We start from the raw sequence: 17301 nt of genomic DNA on the forward strand, positions 1-17301 counted from the left end.
TCAGTTAGTGCTAACCCTTTAACTATTTTCCCCCATTTAACATCCACTGCACCAAGATCTTGTTGTCCGCATCGGATAACTGGGTTTGAGCCGGCATCGGAATTGCACCCCAAACACCTGCACCTCCCGCCTTCACCTTCTTCTCAAGCATGGCTTGGGCATTGGCAACGCCTTTATATTTATTGGCAACATCAGCAATCGATGGGCCAACTAATTTCGCTGCCGGTGCGTGACACGCTGAACAGTTTTCTTTCTTAAACAAATCGGCTGGGCCTACCGCTTTGGGTGCGGCACTAGCGGTTGATATCATCATCATGCCAGAGGATGGCAAAGCAGCCACTGGTGGCTTTGTGGTATCAACGCCACGATACGGGCCATACTCCCGGTTTTGCTCTGCTAAGTTATTGTGCGCATTACGAGCATAGTCTGGTAATACCGATCCGATCGCAACGTGTTGGGCGCAATTGGCCATGCATGCCGTATTTTTCACATCGGGTGTGCCCTTCACCGTCCATAAGCCATGCTTCTGGGTCATGCCATTACGGTTAGGCATCATGCCTTGCACTTGCGCAATATTTTTGTTCGAGAGCACAAAGTCGTCAGGAACCACTTCACTGAGATTCAGCATGAAAGCAACCAAGGAGTAGGTTTCATCGACCGTGAGGGTGCGCGGTGCATTCCATGGCATGGCGCGATGGACATAATCCCAAAGCGTTGAGATCGTTGCCACCTTCATGATCGTGGTTCGTTGGGGTTGCTTATCGCTCATCAACGATGCGACCCGACCAGTTTTAATATCGTCCTTCGTGGTTCCTCCAGCAATGGGTGTAAACACCTCATTGGACTCACCAAAGGTACCGTGGCAACTTGCGCATTGTTTTTCCCAAAGCTCTTGACCCTTTGCAACCGAGCCCGAGCCAGCTGGTAAGCCCTTAAAGTCAGGGCGCACATCAATATCCCAAGCCGCCACTTCTGCAGGGGTCGCATTACGGCCCATATTCATATAGGGCTTTGGTTTGCTTGCCGCTGGAGCGGTTTGAGCATTTACCTCAGTACCACTTAAAAAAATGGTGGTGGCAATTACCGCGCTGGCAAGAAAAGGTTTCATCAAAACATTAGCCGACTTGAACATTGCTAACCTCGCCATTGGTATCAACCTTCCACGATTGAATTGCATTGTTGTGATAAATCGAGCGTGTACCGCGTACAGCTCGTAATTGACGAATGGTGGGTTGTACATAACCCGTGTCATCAATTGCGCGCGATTGCATGATGGTGGGTGAACCATCCCAGACCCAATCGATATTGAAGCGCGTCAAAGCCTTCGTCAAAACGGGGGTCTCAAGACGTGCCGTACGCCAATTGTTACCACCATCAAACGAGACATCCACCCGCTTGATCTTGCCACGACCCGACCACGCTAAACCGCTCACGTTGTAGTAACCCTTATCAAAGAGTTGCTGACCACCCGATGGTGTGGTGATCACCGATTTGCATTCCTGAATCGAGGTGTATTGACGATGCAAGCCATCTGGCATCAAGTCAATGTAGTGAATCGCTTCATCCTTCGTTGCATAGGACATATCACCGACTTCAATGCGGCGTAACCACTTCACCCAACTCACGCCCTGCACACCTGGTACCACGAGACGAATTGGGAAGCCGTTCTCAGGGCGCAGCATCTCTCCGTTCATCGCCCAAGCAACCATCACATCATCCAGCGCCATCTCCATAGACATCGTGCGGGTCATACCGGAGCCATCGCCACCCTCGGCCAAAATAAACTTGCCCTTCTTTAAATCAGCGCCGCAAATATCCAGAAGGGTTGATAGTGGTACGCCGGTGAACTCGCAGCAGGACAACATGCCGTGGGTATATTGCACAGTTGGTACAGCCACATTACCCCACTCTAGGCCGGTATTAGCACCGCACTCAATAAAGTGAATGCGCGATACCGATGGTAGGCGCATGAGATCGTTCATCGTGAACACTTTTTCATTCTTCACAAGGCCGTTGATCATTAAGCGGTGCTTATTGGGGTCGATGTTGTACCAGCCCTGATGATGGCGCTCAAAGTGCAAACCATTTGGGGTAATGATGCCAAATAGGCCCTGCAGCGGTGTGAACGCTACGGATGCCGCCGATACCCGCGTCAATCCGGGCGACTCACGACGTACTAAGTTCTTCTCATAAATGGATGGTGTGCCATACGGCTCAGTGGCAACGTTTTTACCCAGAGTCGTTTGCCAAATTTGCTTCTCCAGAATTGCTGGGTCGCCCTGGGGATTTGCAAGGGCCAGACCGCTGCCTGCAGCGCCGACACCACCAAGGGCCGCCATGAAGCTCTTGCGCAGAAAGCCGCGACGGGTCTCATCAGCACCATGTTGGTTGATTTGCGCAATTGCTTCTTGCGATAGAAAATTCTCGGGTGCCTTCCGAATGAGATTCGGGTTACTGAGGGATTGCATCGTTTTGCTTCGTTCACTCATATTCATCAAGGATTAGATGGTTAAACAAAAAATCATCAGACTTACTCAAACAGTTCATTCATGACGCGGCCACAAACGCGTTGGCAGATTTCTAGCGTGGCGTCATCGCAGATCGAGTAATAAACAGTGGTGCCAACTTTACGACGTGCCAATATTCCTGCTTCATGGAGGGTTCCTAAATGACGCGACACATTTGCTTGGCTGGATTTTGAATGCTCAATGACCTCACTGACCGATTTCTCGCCCTCGCACAAGGCGTACATAATGCGCAAACGGGATGGCTCAGCAAGGACCGCAAAGAACGCAGATACCTCTTTAAAGAGTGCTTCCATTTGTTCTGGGGATAATGGTTTTTTAGCCAAGCCACCCGCGAAGCCCTGGGCAATAGGGTTTTTTGAGAAGGAGGATGAGCTTGCCATAAATATGCGTAGTTGCGCATATTACACCTAAAATACGTCCAAAGGAATATACAGAGATACCCTGATTCAATCGTTCTAGAATAGAGTGCTGTGATTGGCTGGAACCTCGTTTTATTCTAGAAAAGTTAGATAACCAACTGATTTAATTCACGAATTGTTAGATACCCAAGCGATTTTTCTATCCCTGCAGTTGGCCTTTTGGACCTTGCTGGTTTTAATCCCCATTGGGATCTGGATTGGCTATCACCTAGCCCAGGCGGGCCCCTGGAAATCCTGGGCTGAGGCGGCACTCGCTCTGCCCTTGGTGTTGCCACCCACGGTTCTTGGTTACTACTTCATCGTGGCATTTGCTGGCAAAAGCCTCTTCGGGGAGCCCTTGGTGTTCTCTTTTACCGGTCTCTTGGTTGCCTCCATCATCGTCAATCTTCCTTTTACCATCCAACCCATCCAGCGGGCCTATGAGGCAATCCCCACCGAGATCAAGGAAGCAGCCAAGGTCAGCGGGCTTAGCACTTGGCAGCGCTTTCGCTTAATTGAACTGCCCCTTGCATGGCGTGGCATTGTGAGTGGTGCCGCCATGACCTTTGCCCATACCTTAGGCGAATTTGGGGTGGTCCTCATGGTAGGTGGTGCAATTCCTGGAGAAACCAAAACCGCATCGATTGCGATCTACGATAAGGTGCAAACATTCGATACCGCAGGGGCCGGTTCACTCTCCGTAATCTTGTTACTGATCTCGCTTATTGCCATTGCTATTTCCTATGGGATCTTTGGCCGCAACAGCGCGGGGGTGCGCCGTGCTTAAGGTTCACCTTCAGCAGACCCTTCCCAATCCCCTATCGATTCAGTTAGAAATCGATGCTGGGGAGGTTCATGCGCTAGTGGGCCCCTCTGGTAGTGGTAAGACGAGTATCTTGCGCTCCATTGCTGGGCTTCATCATCCTGAATTTGGTTTTATTGAGTGCGACCAGGCGGTGTGGCTTAATCGGGATCCGGCCCGTGGCTCCATGATGACAATGCCACCAAATCAACGCTCTTGTGGATTCTTATTCCAACAATACGCCCTGTTTCCACATCTCAGCGCGCTCGATAACGTATGCATGGCGCTTTACAACACGATTAGTGATCCGCAAATGCGCCGCACTGAGGCTCAGCGCTGGCTCGATGAGCTCAATATTGGTGAGCTTGGAGAGCGTTTACCTAAACAATTATCGGGTGGTCAGCAACAGCGCGTTGCCCTCGCGCGTGCCTTGGCGCGCTCACCCAAGATGCTTTTGCTCGATGAGCCCTTCTCCGCCATTGATATTCCGACGCGTCAGAAACTTTACCAAACGCTGGCTGAACTTCGTAAGCAGCTCAACATCCCCATCATCCTGGTCACGCACGATCTTCGAGAAGCCCACTTATTAGCCGACCGAATCACTGTGCTCGATCAAGGTGTCGGTTTGCAGACCACGGACCCACAATCCTTATTTACGAAACCGCGTAATGCGCGCGTTGCCCAGCTCGTTGGGATTCCCAACCTCTTTCATGGGGTATTTAATGGCGGCACCTTATCGTGGGGGGCAAGCCCTTGGTCCTTTCACGTTGTTGATAAGGGTCGGATTCCTCCAAATTCTCAAGTGGCATGGGTCATTCCCCAAGAGGGGCTTAGCGTTCACACCGCTCCAGATGGCCAACGCATTCCATGTCGCGTGAACACCATTAGTTCTTTGGGCCAAATTGCACTCATTGAGTTTTCGATCGATGGTCTTGACGAACACTTAACATGGGAAGCCTCTGCTGCAGAGGTTAAGCGTTTAGGTTTAGTACAGGATGCGCAGGTTTACCTCGAGCTCGATCGTAAGCTAATTCATATCATGCCGTTGCGACCGATTAACGACCCGCGTCGTTTTGTGGGTACTACGTAATTACTTTTTTAAGCCAGCTGCTAGATCACGCTTGAGATCATCGATGTTCTCAAGACCGACAGCAATCCGCACCAAGCCATCCACAATACCCGCGTCTTTGCGCGCTTGCGGTGTAATTCGGGCGTGAGTGGTGCTCGCTGGATGCGTAATCGTGGTGCGGGTATCCCCAAGGTTTGCTGTGATCGAGCATAAGCGTGTTTGATTAATGAGCTTGTAGGCCGCCTTTTTGCCACCCTTTAGGACAAACGACACAATCGGCCCACCCGCTTTTTGTTGACGCTTCGCTAAGGCATGCTGTGGATGACTCTTTAGACCAGGGTGATACACGCGCTCGACTCCGGCTTGCTTCTCTAACCACAACGCCAAGGCTAAAGCATTCGCACTCTGCGCTTGCATTCTCAGCTCTAAAGTCTCGAGCCCTTTCAGAAATACCCAGGCATTAAAGGCCGAGAGCGTCGGTCCCGCGGTTCGTACAAAGGGAAATACCTTGCCCATCACAAAATCACGACTACCTACAATTGCCCCACCGACGACCCGCCCTTGCCCATCAAGATACTTGGTCGCCGAATGGATCACCACATCTGCGCCGAGCGCTAAGGGCTTTTGCAAGGCTGGCGTGCAAAAACAGTTATCCACCACGAATAACGCCTTTGCCTTTTTAGCAATCTTGGCAACCCCTGCAATATCAGCGATCTCCGTTAGCGGATTGGACGGGGTCTCCAGATAAAAGAGCTTTGTATTACTTTGCACTGCTGCCTGCCAGCCCTTTAGGTCAGCAATTGCCACATAGGTTGTTGTGATCCCAAAGCGACTCAGAATTGAGGAGAACAGTTGCGTGGTCGCACCAAAGACGGATTTAGAACACACTACGTGATCACCCGCCTGCAGATGCGCCATCGCCGTTGTCAGAATGGCGGCCATTCCAGAGGATGTAGCAATACATGCCTCACCCCCCTCAAGTGCCGCAAGTCGATCCTGAAACATGCTGACCGTTGGATTGGTAAATCGTGAGTAGATAAATCCTTGATCAGCATTGGCAAAGCCGTGCTCTGCTTCTTCGGCTGAGTTAAAGCAAAAGCTCGAAGTCAAAAACATCGCCTCGGAGTGTTCCTGATAATCGCTTGAACGACGAGTGCCAGCCCGGACCGCCAGGGTCTCGGGCGCTAAGGTTTTGAGATTGGGTGTGGGTCGTGCAATTTTTTTCATAACAGAAGAAGTTTGACAGGTAAATGAGAGGCTGTCACGCACAGCGTGCCGCAGATGCCACAGCTGTTGTTTAGTCTCCGTTGGCTAAATGCAAATGCAATTGCGAACGTGCAAAGTCACTGGGGTCGCTTTTGCGATCCTCTTCATTGTTTGCGATATTGCGTGCCGCTTCGAGTGCATCTAAATAAGCTTCAGTGATATCACCTGTAATGTAATTGCCATCAAAGCACGATGCCTCAAAATTTTTGATGTTGGGATTAATGTCTTGAACCGCTTTTTTCATATCCTCAACGCTTTGATAAATCAGTTGGTCGGCACCAATCAGATCATTGATCTCATCGTGGGTACGACCATACGCAACGAGTTCACTGCGGGTTGGCATATCAATGCCGTAGACATTGGGAAACCGTACTGGAGGTGCAGCAGAGGCAAAGATCACTTTCTTGGCGCCAGACTCGCGTGCCATTTGCACAATCTCATACGAGGTGGTACCCCGCACAATCGAATCATCCACAATTAAAACGGTCTTGTCTTTAAACTCAATCCGCATCGCATTTAATTTCTGACGAACCGATTTCTTGCGCACCGCTTGACCAGGCATGATAAAAGTACGACCAATGTAGCGGTTCTTAAAAAATCCTTCGCGATACGAGATACCTAAGCGCTTTGCAACCTGAAGCGCAGCAGGTCGACTCGAGTCAGGAATCGGCATCACCACATCAATTTTGCTAACGTCGGTCTCCGCCCGAATCTTTTCTGCTAAGTAGTCACCCATGCGCATCCGTACGTTATAGACGGTCACACCATCAATGGTTGAGTCGGGGCGAGCTAAATAGACGTATTCAAAAATACAGGGGTTAAGACTGGCACTCGGAGCGCATTGGCGCGTATGAAAGTTTCCATCAAGATCAATGTAGATTGCTTCACCTGGGACCACATCACGCACAAAGGTATAGCCCAAGCCTTCAAGAGCAACCGACTCGGAGGCTATCATCCACTCGGTTCCCTCGGGTGTATCGATCTTGCCGATGCACAGAGGACGAATCCCAAAGGGATCCCGAAATGCCAATAAACCAAATCCAGCAATCAAAGAGACAACGGCATAGGATCCCTTTACCCGCTTGTTAAGACCTGTAACAGCCTTAAAGATAGAGTCATCATCCAATGCGGCGCTATTCGTCTCCTTTTGCAACTCGTCGGCGAGTACATTGAGCAAGACCTCGGTATCGGAGTTGGTGTTGATATGGCGGCGATCACGGTACGCCATCTCACTTCGCAGCATCGGGGCATTGGTTAGATTGCCGTTGTGGGCCAAGATAATGCCAAAGGGTGCGCTGACATAAAACGGTTGTGCTTCCTCTTCACTGCTCGCCGAGCCAGCAGTGGGGTAACGCACTTGGCCAATACCCGCATTACCAACGAGACTGCGCATATTGCGCGTCCGGAACACATCGCGCACTAGACCGTTGGCCTTATGCATGGCAAATGAATTACCGTTCATCGTGGCTATCCCGGCTGCGTCCTGTCCGCGATGCTGCAACAGGAGCAAGGCGTCATACAAGAGTTGGTTTACTGGTCGATGCGAAATCGTTCCGACAACACCACACATAGTTAGCCCCCTGCCGATCGGTAAGGATCGGTCATTGAAATTGCATTTAACTGCTTCGCCCAGTTTTCAGGTAACCATGAGCGGATCAGTCCAGCCCCCTGCTCAAGCACCGGCCGAATTGCCGATGCCTGCCATGCCTTGGTTTGTTGTGCACCAGTAAGCGCGCCCAAGGTACTCAATACAACTAATACGAGGGCACCACGGACAAATCCAAATATCAAACCAAAAAATCGATCGACCAAAGTGAGTCCTGCACTTGAGAGTAAAGATTGAAAGGCGCGTGCCAATAAACCAGCTGCTATTAATACCGCAACAAAGATCAGTAGGAAAGCACTAGCTAAACGCGCAGCCTCATTCGGAATAAATGCAGAAAGCCACTCGGTGGCTAAATAATTGCAGAAATGGTAAGCAAGCCATGCGGCAGCAAACCATGCGACCAGTGCAATGATCTCCCGAAAAAAACCGCGCCATAAGCCAACCACTGCTGAAACGACCAAGATGCCAATCGCAAAATAATCCAAGGTTGTTAATTGCATGGCGTTTAGTGATTGCATGATTAGTTCTTATTCGACTCAACAATGCGAGGACTTAGGCCAAGCGAGCGAATTCGTTTCTCGGCCGACTCTGCTGCCTCGCGCTCACCAAAGGGGCCGGCTCGAAGCAAATAGAGTTTGACACCCTCTGTGTTATTTCGGGTCAGAACGTAATACGGAATTTTGTTCTCTTTTAACTTGGCAACCCAACCATTAGCGCGCTCTTCCGAAGCAAAGGCTCCAATCTGAATCACAAACTTGCCATTGGCTAGCGCTTTTGCATCGGTTGAGCCTACGGGCTCCTTACTCGTGCTCACCAACTCTTCACCCGGAGCCAAACCTAAACTTTTATTGACCGCATTGGATGCTGCGGGGGCTGGATTCGTTGGCTTGGGTGCTGCTGCAGGAGTGCTAGCGGTCGGCGCGGGCGTTGGATTCATTTCAGGCTTTGGCTCTGCTTTTAGTTCCACCGGCGCTTTTTTATCTGACTCGATACCAAGTACGCCCGCTGCCGGATTTGGTAAGTTACTGACGATTTGCACTGTGATGTCGTTGGCTACCGGCTTTGGTTGTTGATCCAAAATTTGTGGCAATCCAATCACCGCAATTAAGACTAAGGTTGCTGCGCCAATTAAGCGATGACGAGCCCGTTGCTTCTCAGGGTCTTCGGTCAGAGCAAGTTCTTCGGCACTTTCTTCGTGAGGCTTTGCACGCTTTGGGAAGGTGCGCCGAGCCAGGGGCTCAATTTTTTGGGGGGCAGGCTTGCGTCGAAACAGGTTCGATAAGAAGGTCATGGATCAATGTGCCTGGTTATTTCGATAAGCCATTACGCCTGAAACGGTATAGAAGGATCCGAAGACTAGAATTCTATCACCCTCACCTGCTTTATCCAACGCCGCTTGATAGGCGGCACCTGGATCCATAAACACCAAGGCCTCTTTATTAAATGCGCGCAGGCGCTTTGCAAGATCAGATGCTGATGCGGCTCGTGGTGTAGGTAAATCGGTGCAATACCAATAATCGACAGTATTTAATAGGGGCTTTAAAACACCATCAATATCCTTATCGGCCATCGCCCCAAATACTGCATAGGTATAGGGGTGGTAAGCCATCGCTTCAATGCTTTCGGCCAAGGTGGCCGCAGCATGGGGATTATGCGCAACATCCAATACCACCGTGGGTCTACCAGGCAAAACTTGAAAGCGTCCGGGCAACTCCACCAAGGCCAAACCATTCCGAATATCCTGAGCGCTAACAGGCAGACGATCATGCAAAGCAATTAAAGCGGCGATCACCGCTGAGGCGTTGAGCAGTTGATTGGCACCCCGTAATGCTGGGTAGCCTAACCCACTAAAGCGCTTACCTCGACCTGTCCATCCCCATTGCTGTTGATCACCTGTAAATGAATAGTCTTTGCCCATTAGCCAGAGATCTGCTCCGATCGTATTGGCATGGTTGATTAACGATGTCGGTGGCATTGGGTCAGCGCAGATTGCAATTGCATTCGTTCGAAAAATACCGGCTTTCTCAAAAGCAATCGCCTCACGGGTATTACCTAAATAAGCCATATGATCGAGATCAATACTGGTCACAATCGCGCAATCCGCATCCACAATATTGACTGCATCGAGGCGTCCGCCCATCCCAACCTCTAAGATCACTGCATCAAACGATGCATTGGCAAAGATATCCATAATCGCCAAGGTGGTGAACTCAAAATACGTGAGGGTTGGCGGATCATTTAATCGACAGCGAGCTTGCTCGACACGCTCAAATGCCTTTAGTAAATCTGCATCACTAACATCGGCACCATTCATTCTGGCGCGTTCATTAAATCGCAAGAGATGAGGGGATGTATGACACGCCACCTTATATCCAGCGGCTAGCAATATGCTTTCTAGAAACGCACACGTAGAGCCTTTGCCATTGGTTCCACCCACCGTAATGACCGGGCATGCAAATTTCAGTCCGAGCGATTCCTTCACTCGCGAAATGCGAGCAAGACCCATATCAATCCCAACGGGGTGAGCAGTTTCCAAGTGGGATAACCACTGGTCTAGGCTGGTAAATAAGATTGGTTGGTTCTTTTGGAGTTCAAGCACGACTTAGCTCGAACTATTGGTTTGCAACAATTGCTTGGGCAATTTCTCAGACGGGATCTTTTGCAATAAGGCGAGTAATTTTGCAAGCTCAGAACGCATCTGCCGACGATCAACAATCATGTCGATGCCGCCCTTTTGCATCAGAAACTCCGAGCGCTGAAAGCCTTCGGGTAATTTCTCACGCACAGTTTGCTCAATCACGCGCGGGCCAGCAAAGCCAATTAAGGCCTTTGGTTCGGCCATCACCACATCACCCATAAATGCAAAGCTCGCCGAGATACCACCCATGGTGGGATCCGTTAACACACTGATGTAAGGTAAGCCTGCCTGCGATAGTTTGGTCAACATCGAGTTGGTTTTAGCCATTTGCAAAAGCGATAACAAACTTTCTTGCATGCGTGCACCGCCGGTGGCAGTAATGCAAATGAAGGCACATTTCTTTTGGATCGCTTCTTGAACGCCGCGTACGAAACGCTCGCCCACCACCGAGCCCATCGAGCCACCCATGTACTCAAATTCAAAACACGCCACCACCGCAGGAATGGATTCAATCTTGCCAGCAATTACCACCAAGGCTTCCGACTCACCCGACGCGTCACTCGCTTGCTTTAAACGATCGGGGTATTTTTTGCTGTCCTTAAACTTAAGAGCATCAACGGGATATACCGATTCACCAATTTCAAGACGTGGCTTAGGATCTAGTAAATGATCAAGGCGTTTGCGCGCATTGATGCGCATATGGTGTGAGCATTTTGGACAAACTGAGAGATTGGCCTCAATATCGCTGCTGTAGAGAACCGCATCGCAACCACCGCATTTCACCCACAAGCCTTCAGGAACAGTCTTCCGATTGGCCGGATCACTTTGTTGAATCTGGGGCGGGAGTATTTTATCAATCCAGCTCATAGCGGTATTGTAACGACCTTCAGTTCTGGTCTAGGGCCTGGCGGATTTCATGGATAAAGCGCTCAAGCACCTGTAACTCTTCCCCCTTTTTTGCTTCCTCAAGCAATTGCACGATGCGACTACCGATCACCACCGCATCGGCCGTTTTAGAAACTGCTTTCGCGCTCGCCGCATCCCGAATTCCAAAACCCACTGCGACGGGGATCGAGGTCTCTTGCCGAATTAAAGGCAACACACTCGCAACATCTTGGGTATTGAGGTTATTCGCTCCAGTGACCCCACGCAGCGAGACGTAATAGATATAGCCCGCAGCAATTTGTGCTGCATGATGAATCCGTTCTTGACTGGAGGTGGGTGCTAGCAAGAAGATTGGATCAATGCCTTCGCTACGCATCTGCTTTGCAAACTCTTCACATTCTTCAGGCGGATAATCCACAATTAAAACCCCGTCGACACCCGCTGCGTTAGCAGCTTTTGCAAAGGCCGCATGACCCATTTGCTCGACCGGATTAGCGTAACCCATCAACACAACGGGAGTAGTTTGATTCTTCTTTCGAAACTCCTGCACATTGCCTAAGCATTGCTTGAGTGTCACTCCTTGCGCAAGTGCACGCTCGGACGAGCGCTGAATTACCGGACCGTCGGCCATCGGGTCAGAGAATGGGACGCCGAGCTCAATAATATCGGCCCCACCTTTGACTAAGGCATGCATCACATCCACCGTTAAGCCTGGATGGGGGTCGCCTGCCGTTACAAATGGAATCAGCCCCTTTTTATTCTTGGCCTTCAGACCAGCAAATACACCAGCAATCTTCGACATGAACCTAGCCTTCCGAACCGGTTGCTTGAGCAACCGTATGCATGTCTTTATCGCCACGACCAGAGAGATTAATCAAAATGACTTTGTCTTTGCTTAAGGTCGGTGCTAATTTGCAGGCATATGCTACTGCATGGGAAGACTCAAGCGCCGGAATAATACCTTCAATACGACAGCAGTCGTGGAAGGCTTTTAAGGCATCGTCGTCGGAGATGGCTACGTACTCGGCTCGGCCAGAATCTTTCAACCACGCATGCTCTGGCCCAACACCCGGGTAATCCATCCCAGCGGATACCGAATGGGTCTCGGCAATTTGACCATTCTCATCTTGCAAGAGATAAGTGCGATTGCCATGAAGGACGCCTGGCTTACCAGCGCACAGCGCAGCAGAGTGATCGCCAGTTTTCATACCACGACCTGCCGCTTCAACGCCCACTAGACGCACATTAGGTACATCAATATAAGGATAAAAAATACCCATGGCATTTGACCCACCGCCCACACAAGCCAATACATAGTCAGGCTGTCGGCCGATCATCTCCGGCATTTGAACTTTGCATTCGTCCCCGATCACACTCTGAAAATCTCTAACCATCATGGGATAAGGATGTGGTCCCGCAACCGTGCCAATAATGTAGAAGGTGTTCTCGACATTCGTAACCCAATCGCGCATCGCTTCATTGAGTGCGTCTTTGAGGGTTTTGCTTCCGGACTCAACGGGGACCACTTTGGCACCGAGTAATTTCATGCGATAGACGTTTTGAGCCTGTCGCGCAACATCGACTGAGCCTTGATAGACTGTGCAGTCCAAACCAAAGCGGGCACAGATGGTAGCGGTTGCTACACCGTGCTGCCCTGCACCGGTTTCAGCAATAATGCGTGGCTTACCCATGCGCTTGGCCAACATGGCTTGGCCAATCACATTGTTAATCTTGTGAGCACCAGTATGGTTTAAGTCTTCACGCTTGAGATAAATCTGCGCCCCACCCAATTGCTCACTCAAACGCTTGGCGTGATAGACCGGGGATGGGCGTCCCACAAAGTGCTTTAACTCGTAATGAAACTCTTCAATAAATGCAGGGTCGTGTTGATATTTTGCGTACGCTTCTTTGAGCTCATTTAATGCATACATCAACGTTTCAGAGACAAAGATGCCGCCGTATGGACCAAAGTGGCCACGTTCATCTGGTTTATCGTACATAGGAACCTCGACTTGGTTTAACGCTTGCGCGTTAGGAATGACTGGTTGGTTTGGTTTGGTCTGCGCTTCGTACCGCATCCACAAACTGCCTGATTAATGCCGGGTCTTTCACCCCTTTACGAATCTCAACTCCGCTTGAGATATCAACCGCACAAGGGTGCAGACGAGCAATGGCCTCGCCAACGTTGTGCGAGTTCAACCCACCACTCAAAACGACCCGATGCGCGTTTACGTTTGCCCATGTGTTCGGTATAAGGTTCCAATTAAAGGCGGTACCACTACCGCCGTAGCCGTCGACTAGTGCATCGAGCAAAAATCCGACAGCATCCCCGTATTGTAGGGAAAATTCAGGGAAATTGAAGGACTGGCCAATTCGGGCCGCCTTGATCCAGGGCAAGCCCCCTGCTAGCCGTCGACATTGTTCTGGGGTCTCATCTCCATGAAATTGCCACAAAGTAATGGCTGCATTGGCCCGAATCGCCTCCATCTGATTGGGAGTGGGATTAACCACCAGTCCCACCGCATCGGTTGAAGCAGGCAATTGGGTAATTAAGGTACCCGCGTCTTCTGGGGTGATCGCTCTGGGGCTTTGGGGATAAAAGACAAAGCCTACCGCATCAACCCGAGCCGCCACCGCAGCTTCAATATCAGCGGGCGTACGTAGGCCGCAGATCTTAATCCGGGTTTGAGTGGGTGTGTAAGTCAGTAAGCCCATGGTTAAGGTAGGAGCATAAGCTCTTTTGGAAAACCAGCATTGTGCAAATGCGGTGCTGGAATATCAAATTCTTCTGGATAACCCACACGCACCAAGTACAGCCCATCAGGGTAAAAGGTTGGCGCTGCTAAATCCCGGTTTCGACCTGCAAGGACGGATTGCATCCAATCACTAGGTTGCCGACCTTGGCCAATATGCAAAAGACTTCCCACAATATTGCGCACCATGTGATGCAAAAAGGCATTAGCCCTCACCTTCACGTAGACAAAGGGTTGTTGATCCACAATGGCGCATTCGTAAAGGTGCTTCACCGGGGTCTTGCTTTGACACTCTGACGCCCGAAACGATGAGAAATCATGTTCACCCACTAAGTGCTGTGCTGCGGCTTGCATCTGCTTAATATCAAACCACTGGCCAGCTGGCAGCATGTGATAGCCATAGCGCTGATGCAAGATGGGTGAGCGTGTTGGTCCAGCCAGTAAGGCATAAAGGTAGGTGCGCTCATGGGCACTAAAACGCGCATCGAAATCATTCTTCACGGGCTTAGCCCAGTTCACCACCACACTGGGGGGCAAGAAAGTATTAATCCCTCGTACCCAAGACCAATCATCCCGCACCACTGCGGTGTCAAAGTGCACAACTTGACCGAGGGCATGCACACCGGTATCGGTTCGACCCGCTGCAGTGGCCCTCACCGCTTGCCCGTCACCAATAAACTGGCCAATCGCCGATTCGAGTACAGCCTGGATAGTGGGTTGATTGGGTTGAACTTGCCACCCGCAATAGGCGCGGCCATCATACTGCACGCCTAGGGCAATTCGCATCATTTAATGGTCGTTGCGTTGATTGATCTCAGCCATCAGGCCACGAGCGGCAATGGTAATTTGCGGATCAATCTGACTGCTCACCAGCAGAATTTCTTCCAAGGCTTTGCGAGCTGCCTCAAAATCCTCAATGGTAATGTAGGCCTTTGCTAAATTGAGCTTTACCCGCAAGGCATCTGCATCGTGCTGCGCAGGGGGTGGGCTCAGATTTAAATCTAAGCTCGATAAGATGGCGGCTGCATTAGGAGGAATTGCGGCAGGGTTAGCAGATGCCATCGAGCCTGCATCGGCAACCGTGGTTTTACTAGGTTGTGATTCAGCACGGCGTGAGTAGCGCGCCAGCCACCAAAGCAGCAAGCCTGTGATCGCTGTTAAACCAAGACCTACAACCGCTGGGCCCCATTGATCCATGCCTGACTTCGGTAATGGCTGCTCACCTGCGTTCAAAGCCGCTTTGCGAGCCTCGAGGACTTTTTGCAAGTCGGCAATATTTTTCTCAAGCTCTGCAACGCGAGCTTTCGTTTGTGCCAAGGCCTTTTCTTGAGCAACGATCTCTTCGATATAGCGTCGCGTCTCGGCCTCATCGCCTGAGCCAGGACCAATGCGTAAGCGATCCTCTCCCACTCCCGATGCCGCGCTAGGAGTTTGACTGACCACTTTATTTGGGGACGTGCTTTGAGGGGATTCGCCACGCTGCTCTCGCCAAGCCTGATTTGCTTCTTGTACAAATTCTTTTGCCTGTGCAGGTGTAATTGAATTTAATACGCTAGCATCCGGTTTATTTAACTGGGCGCCTGCTCGCAGACGGTGAATACTCCCACCAATGAATGCATCGGGATTGGCCTTATACAAAGCAAGTAGGGTTTCATCTAAATCAGCGTTGCCCAGTTGAGGCCTGATTTGCGAAGCAATCTCACTTAAACTTTGGCCGGGGCGCACGGTAACCTTGTTGACATCGCCGACCATCAAGCTGTAGGTCTTGGCAATACCCCCATTACTCCACTTGAGCCCTAAGATGATGTCAATAAAGGGGTCGTTATCAGCGTCAATCGGGCTCTCCGTCTCCACCACGATCAAAAATTGATCGGGCTGATTGCGCTTTAAGGTAATCGATGGCTTGTAATCCAAAATCCGAGGAGAAATACCAAGGCGCTCATACTCCGTCTTAGCCACCGGATCAATTGCTAATGACTCCATGTAAGGCTTATCCTCGGCCCCGGTTCGAACGGGAATCTCAGCCCGCAAAGCCTCTTTAGGCTTAGACAAAATAATGGGTGAGCCAAGCGTTACGGCTTGTGAACTTGGCACCATGAAAAAGATCACGATGGCCAGAACGAGCCAGTTAAAGAGAGTTTGCAAGACGCAACGCCAAGGCATTTCTGAATTGACCCTAGTGATTGATCAAAATACGCAGCATGCGACGTAATGGTTCAGCAGCACCCCACAGCAACTGATCGCCAACCGTGAATGCGCCAAGATACTCCGGACCCATCGCTAATTTATGTAAACGCCCAATCGGAATAGTCATCGTGCCACTGACCGCTGCGGGCGATAGCTCGCGCTCGGTTAGTTCTCGCTCATTGGGGACTACCTTGACCCACTGGTTATCAGCCGCTAGCATCTTTTCAATCTCAGCAAGCGGAATATCCTTCTTTAACTTCACGGTCAAGCCTTGGGAGTGACAACGCATGGCGCCAACGCGCACACAAATGCCATCGATTGGAATGCTACCCGGCGACCGAAATGGCGGATTACCCATAATTTTGTTGCACTCCGCCCCCGCCTTCCACTCCTCTTTGGTTTGACCGTTTTCAACTGGCACATCAATCCATGGGATCAAACTACCTGCCAAAGCGGTGTTACGAAAGTTCGTTTTAGGGAACTCTGCTGATCGAATGGTCTGTGCAACCTTGCGATCAATATCCAAAATCCATGAAGCTGGATTAGCAAGTTCACTAGCAACGCTGTGGTGCAAAGCGCCCATTTGCTCAAGCAGCTCGCGCATGTTCGCTGCTCCAGCACCTGATGCTGCCTGATAGGTCATCGCGCTAATCCACTCAACCATCCCGCTCTTGAGCAATCCGCCCATTGCAAGCATCATCAAGCTAACGGTGCAATTACCGCCAATCCAGTTCTTGCCACCAGCATCCAAAGATGTATTAATTACCGGGCGATTAATGGGATCGAGCACAATCACCGCGTCATTTTCCATTCGCAGTGCGCTCGCTGCATCAATCCAATGGCCCTGCCAACCCGCTGCTCGCAATTGGGGATAAATGGCTTTGGTGTAATCACCACCCTGACAGGTCAGAATCACATCGCAACGAGATAAGGCCTTTAGATCATTGGCATCTTGCAAACGGGTCTCGGATTTGGTGACCCGTTGACCATTAATCAACGGCACCTCACCACCCGCATTGCTGGTACTAAAGAAAATGGGTTCAATGTGGGCAAAGTCATTCTCGTCTTGCATGCGTTGCATCAACACGCTGCCAACCATGCCGCGCCAGCCAACTAAACCAACCAAAGGATTTACTAAAGGGGTATAAGCCATATCAAACTGTTCTATT

General features: G+C 50.6%; 17 protein-coding genes. 2 read left to right on the forward strand and 15 right to left on the reverse strand.

The window, feature by feature from the left end:
- Positions 1-22: 22 nt before the first annotated feature.
- The 3 genes from QUE65_RS05355 to QUE65_RS05365 are packed head-to-tail and all read right to left on the reverse strand — an operon-like array spanning position 23 to position 2908.
- Entirely contained in the window at positions 23-1108 is a 1086-nt protein-coding gene (locus QUE65_RS05355; RefSeq protein WP_286279884.1) for a c-type cytochrome, read from the reverse strand.
- Positions 1109-1115: 7 nt separating this feature from the next.
- Positions 1116-2489 carry a sulfite dehydrogenase gene (gene soxC, locus QUE65_RS05360; protein ID WP_458574742.1) on the reverse strand — a complete coding sequence of 458 codons (1374 nt, stop codon included), beginning with the start codon at positions 2487-2489 and terminating at the stop codon, positions 1116-1118.
- A gap of 41 nt (positions 2490-2530) precedes the next feature.
- Positions 2531-2908: an ArsR/SmtB family transcription factor gene (locus QUE65_RS05365; RefSeq protein WP_286279885.1), complete on the reverse strand. Its 378-nt coding sequence runs from the start codon at positions 2906-2908 to the stop codon at positions 2531-2533.
- Positions 2909-3062: 154 nt separating this feature from the next.
- Here QUE65_RS05365 and modB point away from each other — a divergent pair, with 154 nt between their 5' ends.
- Together modB and QUE65_RS05375 are read left to right on the forward strand one after the other, a co-directional pair.
- Entirely contained in the window at positions 3063-3713 is a 651-nt protein-coding gene (gene modB, locus QUE65_RS05370; RefSeq protein WP_286279887.1) for a molybdate ABC transporter permease subunit, read from the forward strand.
- The gene (locus QUE65_RS05375) at positions 3670-4818 is read left to right on the forward strand and encodes an ABC transporter ATP-binding protein (protein ID WP_286279889.1); all 1149 of its coding nucleotides are present in this window, start codon (positions 3670-3672) and stop codon (positions 4816-4818) included. Before modB ends, QUE65_RS05375 begins: the two co-directional genes overlap by 44 nt.
- On the opposite strand, the gene QUE65_RS05380 is transcribed toward QUE65_RS05375, so the two are convergent.
- The 12 genes from QUE65_RS05380 to asd all read right to left on the reverse strand — a co-directional run bounded on the left by QUE65_RS05380 (position 4819) and on the right by asd (position 17285).
- Positions 4819-6024: an O-succinylhomoserine sulfhydrylase gene (locus tag QUE65_RS05380; protein WP_286279890.1), complete on the reverse strand. Its 1206-nt coding sequence runs from the start codon at positions 6022-6024 to the stop codon at positions 4819-4821.
- A gap of 70 nt (positions 6025-6094) precedes the next feature.
- Positions 6095-7633, reverse strand: a complete 1539-nt coding sequence (gene purF, locus QUE65_RS05385; protein WP_286279891.1) for an amidophosphoribosyltransferase — start codon at positions 7631-7633, stop codon at positions 6095-6097.
- Positions 7634-7635: 2 nt separating this feature from the next.
- On the reverse strand, positions 7636-8187 hold the full coding sequence (locus QUE65_RS05390) for a CvpA family protein (protein ID WP_286279892.1): 552 nt from the start codon (positions 8185-8187) through the stop codon (positions 7636-7638).
- Between the two features lie 2 nt (positions 8188-8189).
- Positions 8190-8960 carry an SPOR domain-containing protein gene (locus tag QUE65_RS05395; protein WP_286279893.1) on the reverse strand — a complete coding sequence of 257 codons (771 nt, stop codon included), beginning with the start codon at positions 8958-8960 and terminating at the stop codon, positions 8190-8192.
- A 3-nt stretch (positions 8961-8963) separates the two neighbouring features.
- A complete protein-coding gene (gene folC, locus QUE65_RS05400; protein WP_286279895.1) occupies positions 8964-10268 on the reverse strand; it encodes a bifunctional tetrahydrofolate synthase/dihydrofolate synthase in 1305 nt (434 codons plus the stop codon).
- Between the two features lie 3 nt (positions 10269-10271).
- Positions 10272-11174, reverse strand: coding sequence for an acetyl-CoA carboxylase, carboxyltransferase subunit beta (accD, locus tag QUE65_RS05405; protein ID WP_215368453.1), 903 nt, complete (start codon positions 11172-11174; stop codon positions 10272-10274).
- Positions 11175-11193: 19 nt separating this feature from the next.
- Complete coding sequence (gene trpA, locus QUE65_RS05410) at positions 11194-11994, reverse strand: tryptophan synthase subunit alpha (RefSeq protein ID WP_286279897.1); 801 nt, start codon at positions 11992-11994, stop codon at positions 11194-11196.
- Between the two features lie 4 nt (positions 11995-11998).
- A complete protein-coding gene (gene trpB / locus QUE65_RS05415; RefSeq protein WP_215368457.1) occupies positions 11999-13192 on the reverse strand; it encodes a tryptophan synthase subunit beta in 1194 nt (397 codons plus the stop codon).
- Between the two features lie 31 nt (positions 13193-13223).
- On the reverse strand, positions 13224-13907 hold the full coding sequence (locus QUE65_RS05420; RefSeq protein ID WP_286279898.1) for a phosphoribosylanthranilate isomerase: 684 nt from the start codon (positions 13905-13907) through the stop codon (positions 13224-13226).
- 2 nt (positions 13908-13909) lie between these two features.
- Positions 13910-14734, reverse strand: coding sequence for a tRNA pseudouridine(38-40) synthase TruA (truA, locus tag QUE65_RS05425; protein WP_286279899.1), 825 nt, complete (start codon positions 14732-14734; stop codon positions 13910-13912).
- Positions 14735-16108: a FimV/HubP family polar landmark protein gene (locus QUE65_RS05430; RefSeq protein ID WP_286279901.1), complete on the reverse strand. Its 1374-nt coding sequence runs from the start codon at positions 16106-16108 to the stop codon at positions 14735-14737.
- A gap of 13 nt (positions 16109-16121) precedes the next feature.
- Positions 16122-17285 (reverse strand): aspartate-semialdehyde dehydrogenase, encoded by a 1164-nt coding sequence (gene asd, locus QUE65_RS05435; RefSeq protein ID WP_215368492.1) that lies wholly within the window; start codon positions 17283-17285, stop codon positions 16122-16124.
- Positions 17286-17301 lie beyond the last annotated feature (16 nt).

The organism is Polynucleobacter sp. HIN8, assembly GCF_030297615.1.
GTDB lineage: Bacteria > Pseudomonadota > Gammaproteobacteria > Burkholderiales > Burkholderiaceae > Polynucleobacter.

Coding starts and splice junctions, on each gene's coding strand:
- QUE65_RS05365 (WP_286279885.1), bottom strand. CDS start 2,908: ATGGCAAGCTCATCCTCCTTCTCAAAAAACCCTATTGCCCAGGGCTTC.
- QUE65_RS05420 (WP_286279898.1), bottom strand. CDS start 13,907: ATGGGCTTACTGACTTACACACCCACTCAAACCCGGATTAAGATCTGC.
- soxC (WP_458574742.1), bottom strand. CDS start 2,489: ATGAGTGAACGAAGCAAAACGATGCAATCCCTCAGTAACCCGAATCTC.
- accD (WP_215368453.1), bottom strand. CDS start 11,174: ATGAGCTGGATTGATAAAATACTCCCGCCCCAGATTCAACAAAGTGAT.
- QUE65_RS05430 (WP_286279901.1), bottom strand. CDS start 16,108: ATGCCTTGGCGTTGCGTCTTGCAAACTCTCTTTAACTGGCTCGTTCTG.
- QUE65_RS05375 (WP_286279889.1), top strand. CDS start 3,670: ATGGGATCTTTGGCCGCAACAGCGCGGGGGTGCGCCGTGCTTAAGGTT.
- QUE65_RS05395 (WP_286279893.1), bottom strand. CDS start 8,960: ATGACCTTCTTATCGAACCTGTTTCGACGCAAGCCTGCCCCCCAAAAA.
- truA (WP_286279899.1), bottom strand. CDS start 14,734: ATGATGCGAATTGCCCTAGGCGTGCAGTATGATGGCCGCGCCTATTGC.
- QUE65_RS05355 (WP_286279884.1), bottom strand. CDS start 1,108: ATGAAACCTTTTCTTGCCAGCGCGGTAATTGCCACCACCATTTTTTTA.
- purF (WP_286279891.1), bottom strand. CDS start 7,633: ATGTGTGGTGTTGTCGGAACGATTTCGCATCGACCAGTAAACCAACTC.
- QUE65_RS05390 (WP_286279892.1), bottom strand. CDS start 8,187: ATGCAATCACTAAACGCCATGCAATTAACAACCTTGGATTATTTTGCG.
- trpA (WP_286279897.1), bottom strand. CDS start 11,994: ATGTCGAAGATTGCTGGTGTATTTGCTGGTCTGAAGGCCAAGAATAAA.
- asd (WP_215368492.1), bottom strand. CDS start 17,285: ATGGCTTATACCCCTTTAGTAAATCCTTTGGTTGGTTTAGTTGGCTGG.
- QUE65_RS05380 (WP_286279890.1), bottom strand. CDS start 6,024: ATGAAAAAAATTGCACGACCCACACCCAATCTCAAAACCTTAGCGCCC.
- trpB (WP_215368457.1), bottom strand. CDS start 13,192: ATGTACGATAAACCAGATGAACGTGGCCACTTTGGTCCATACGGCGGC.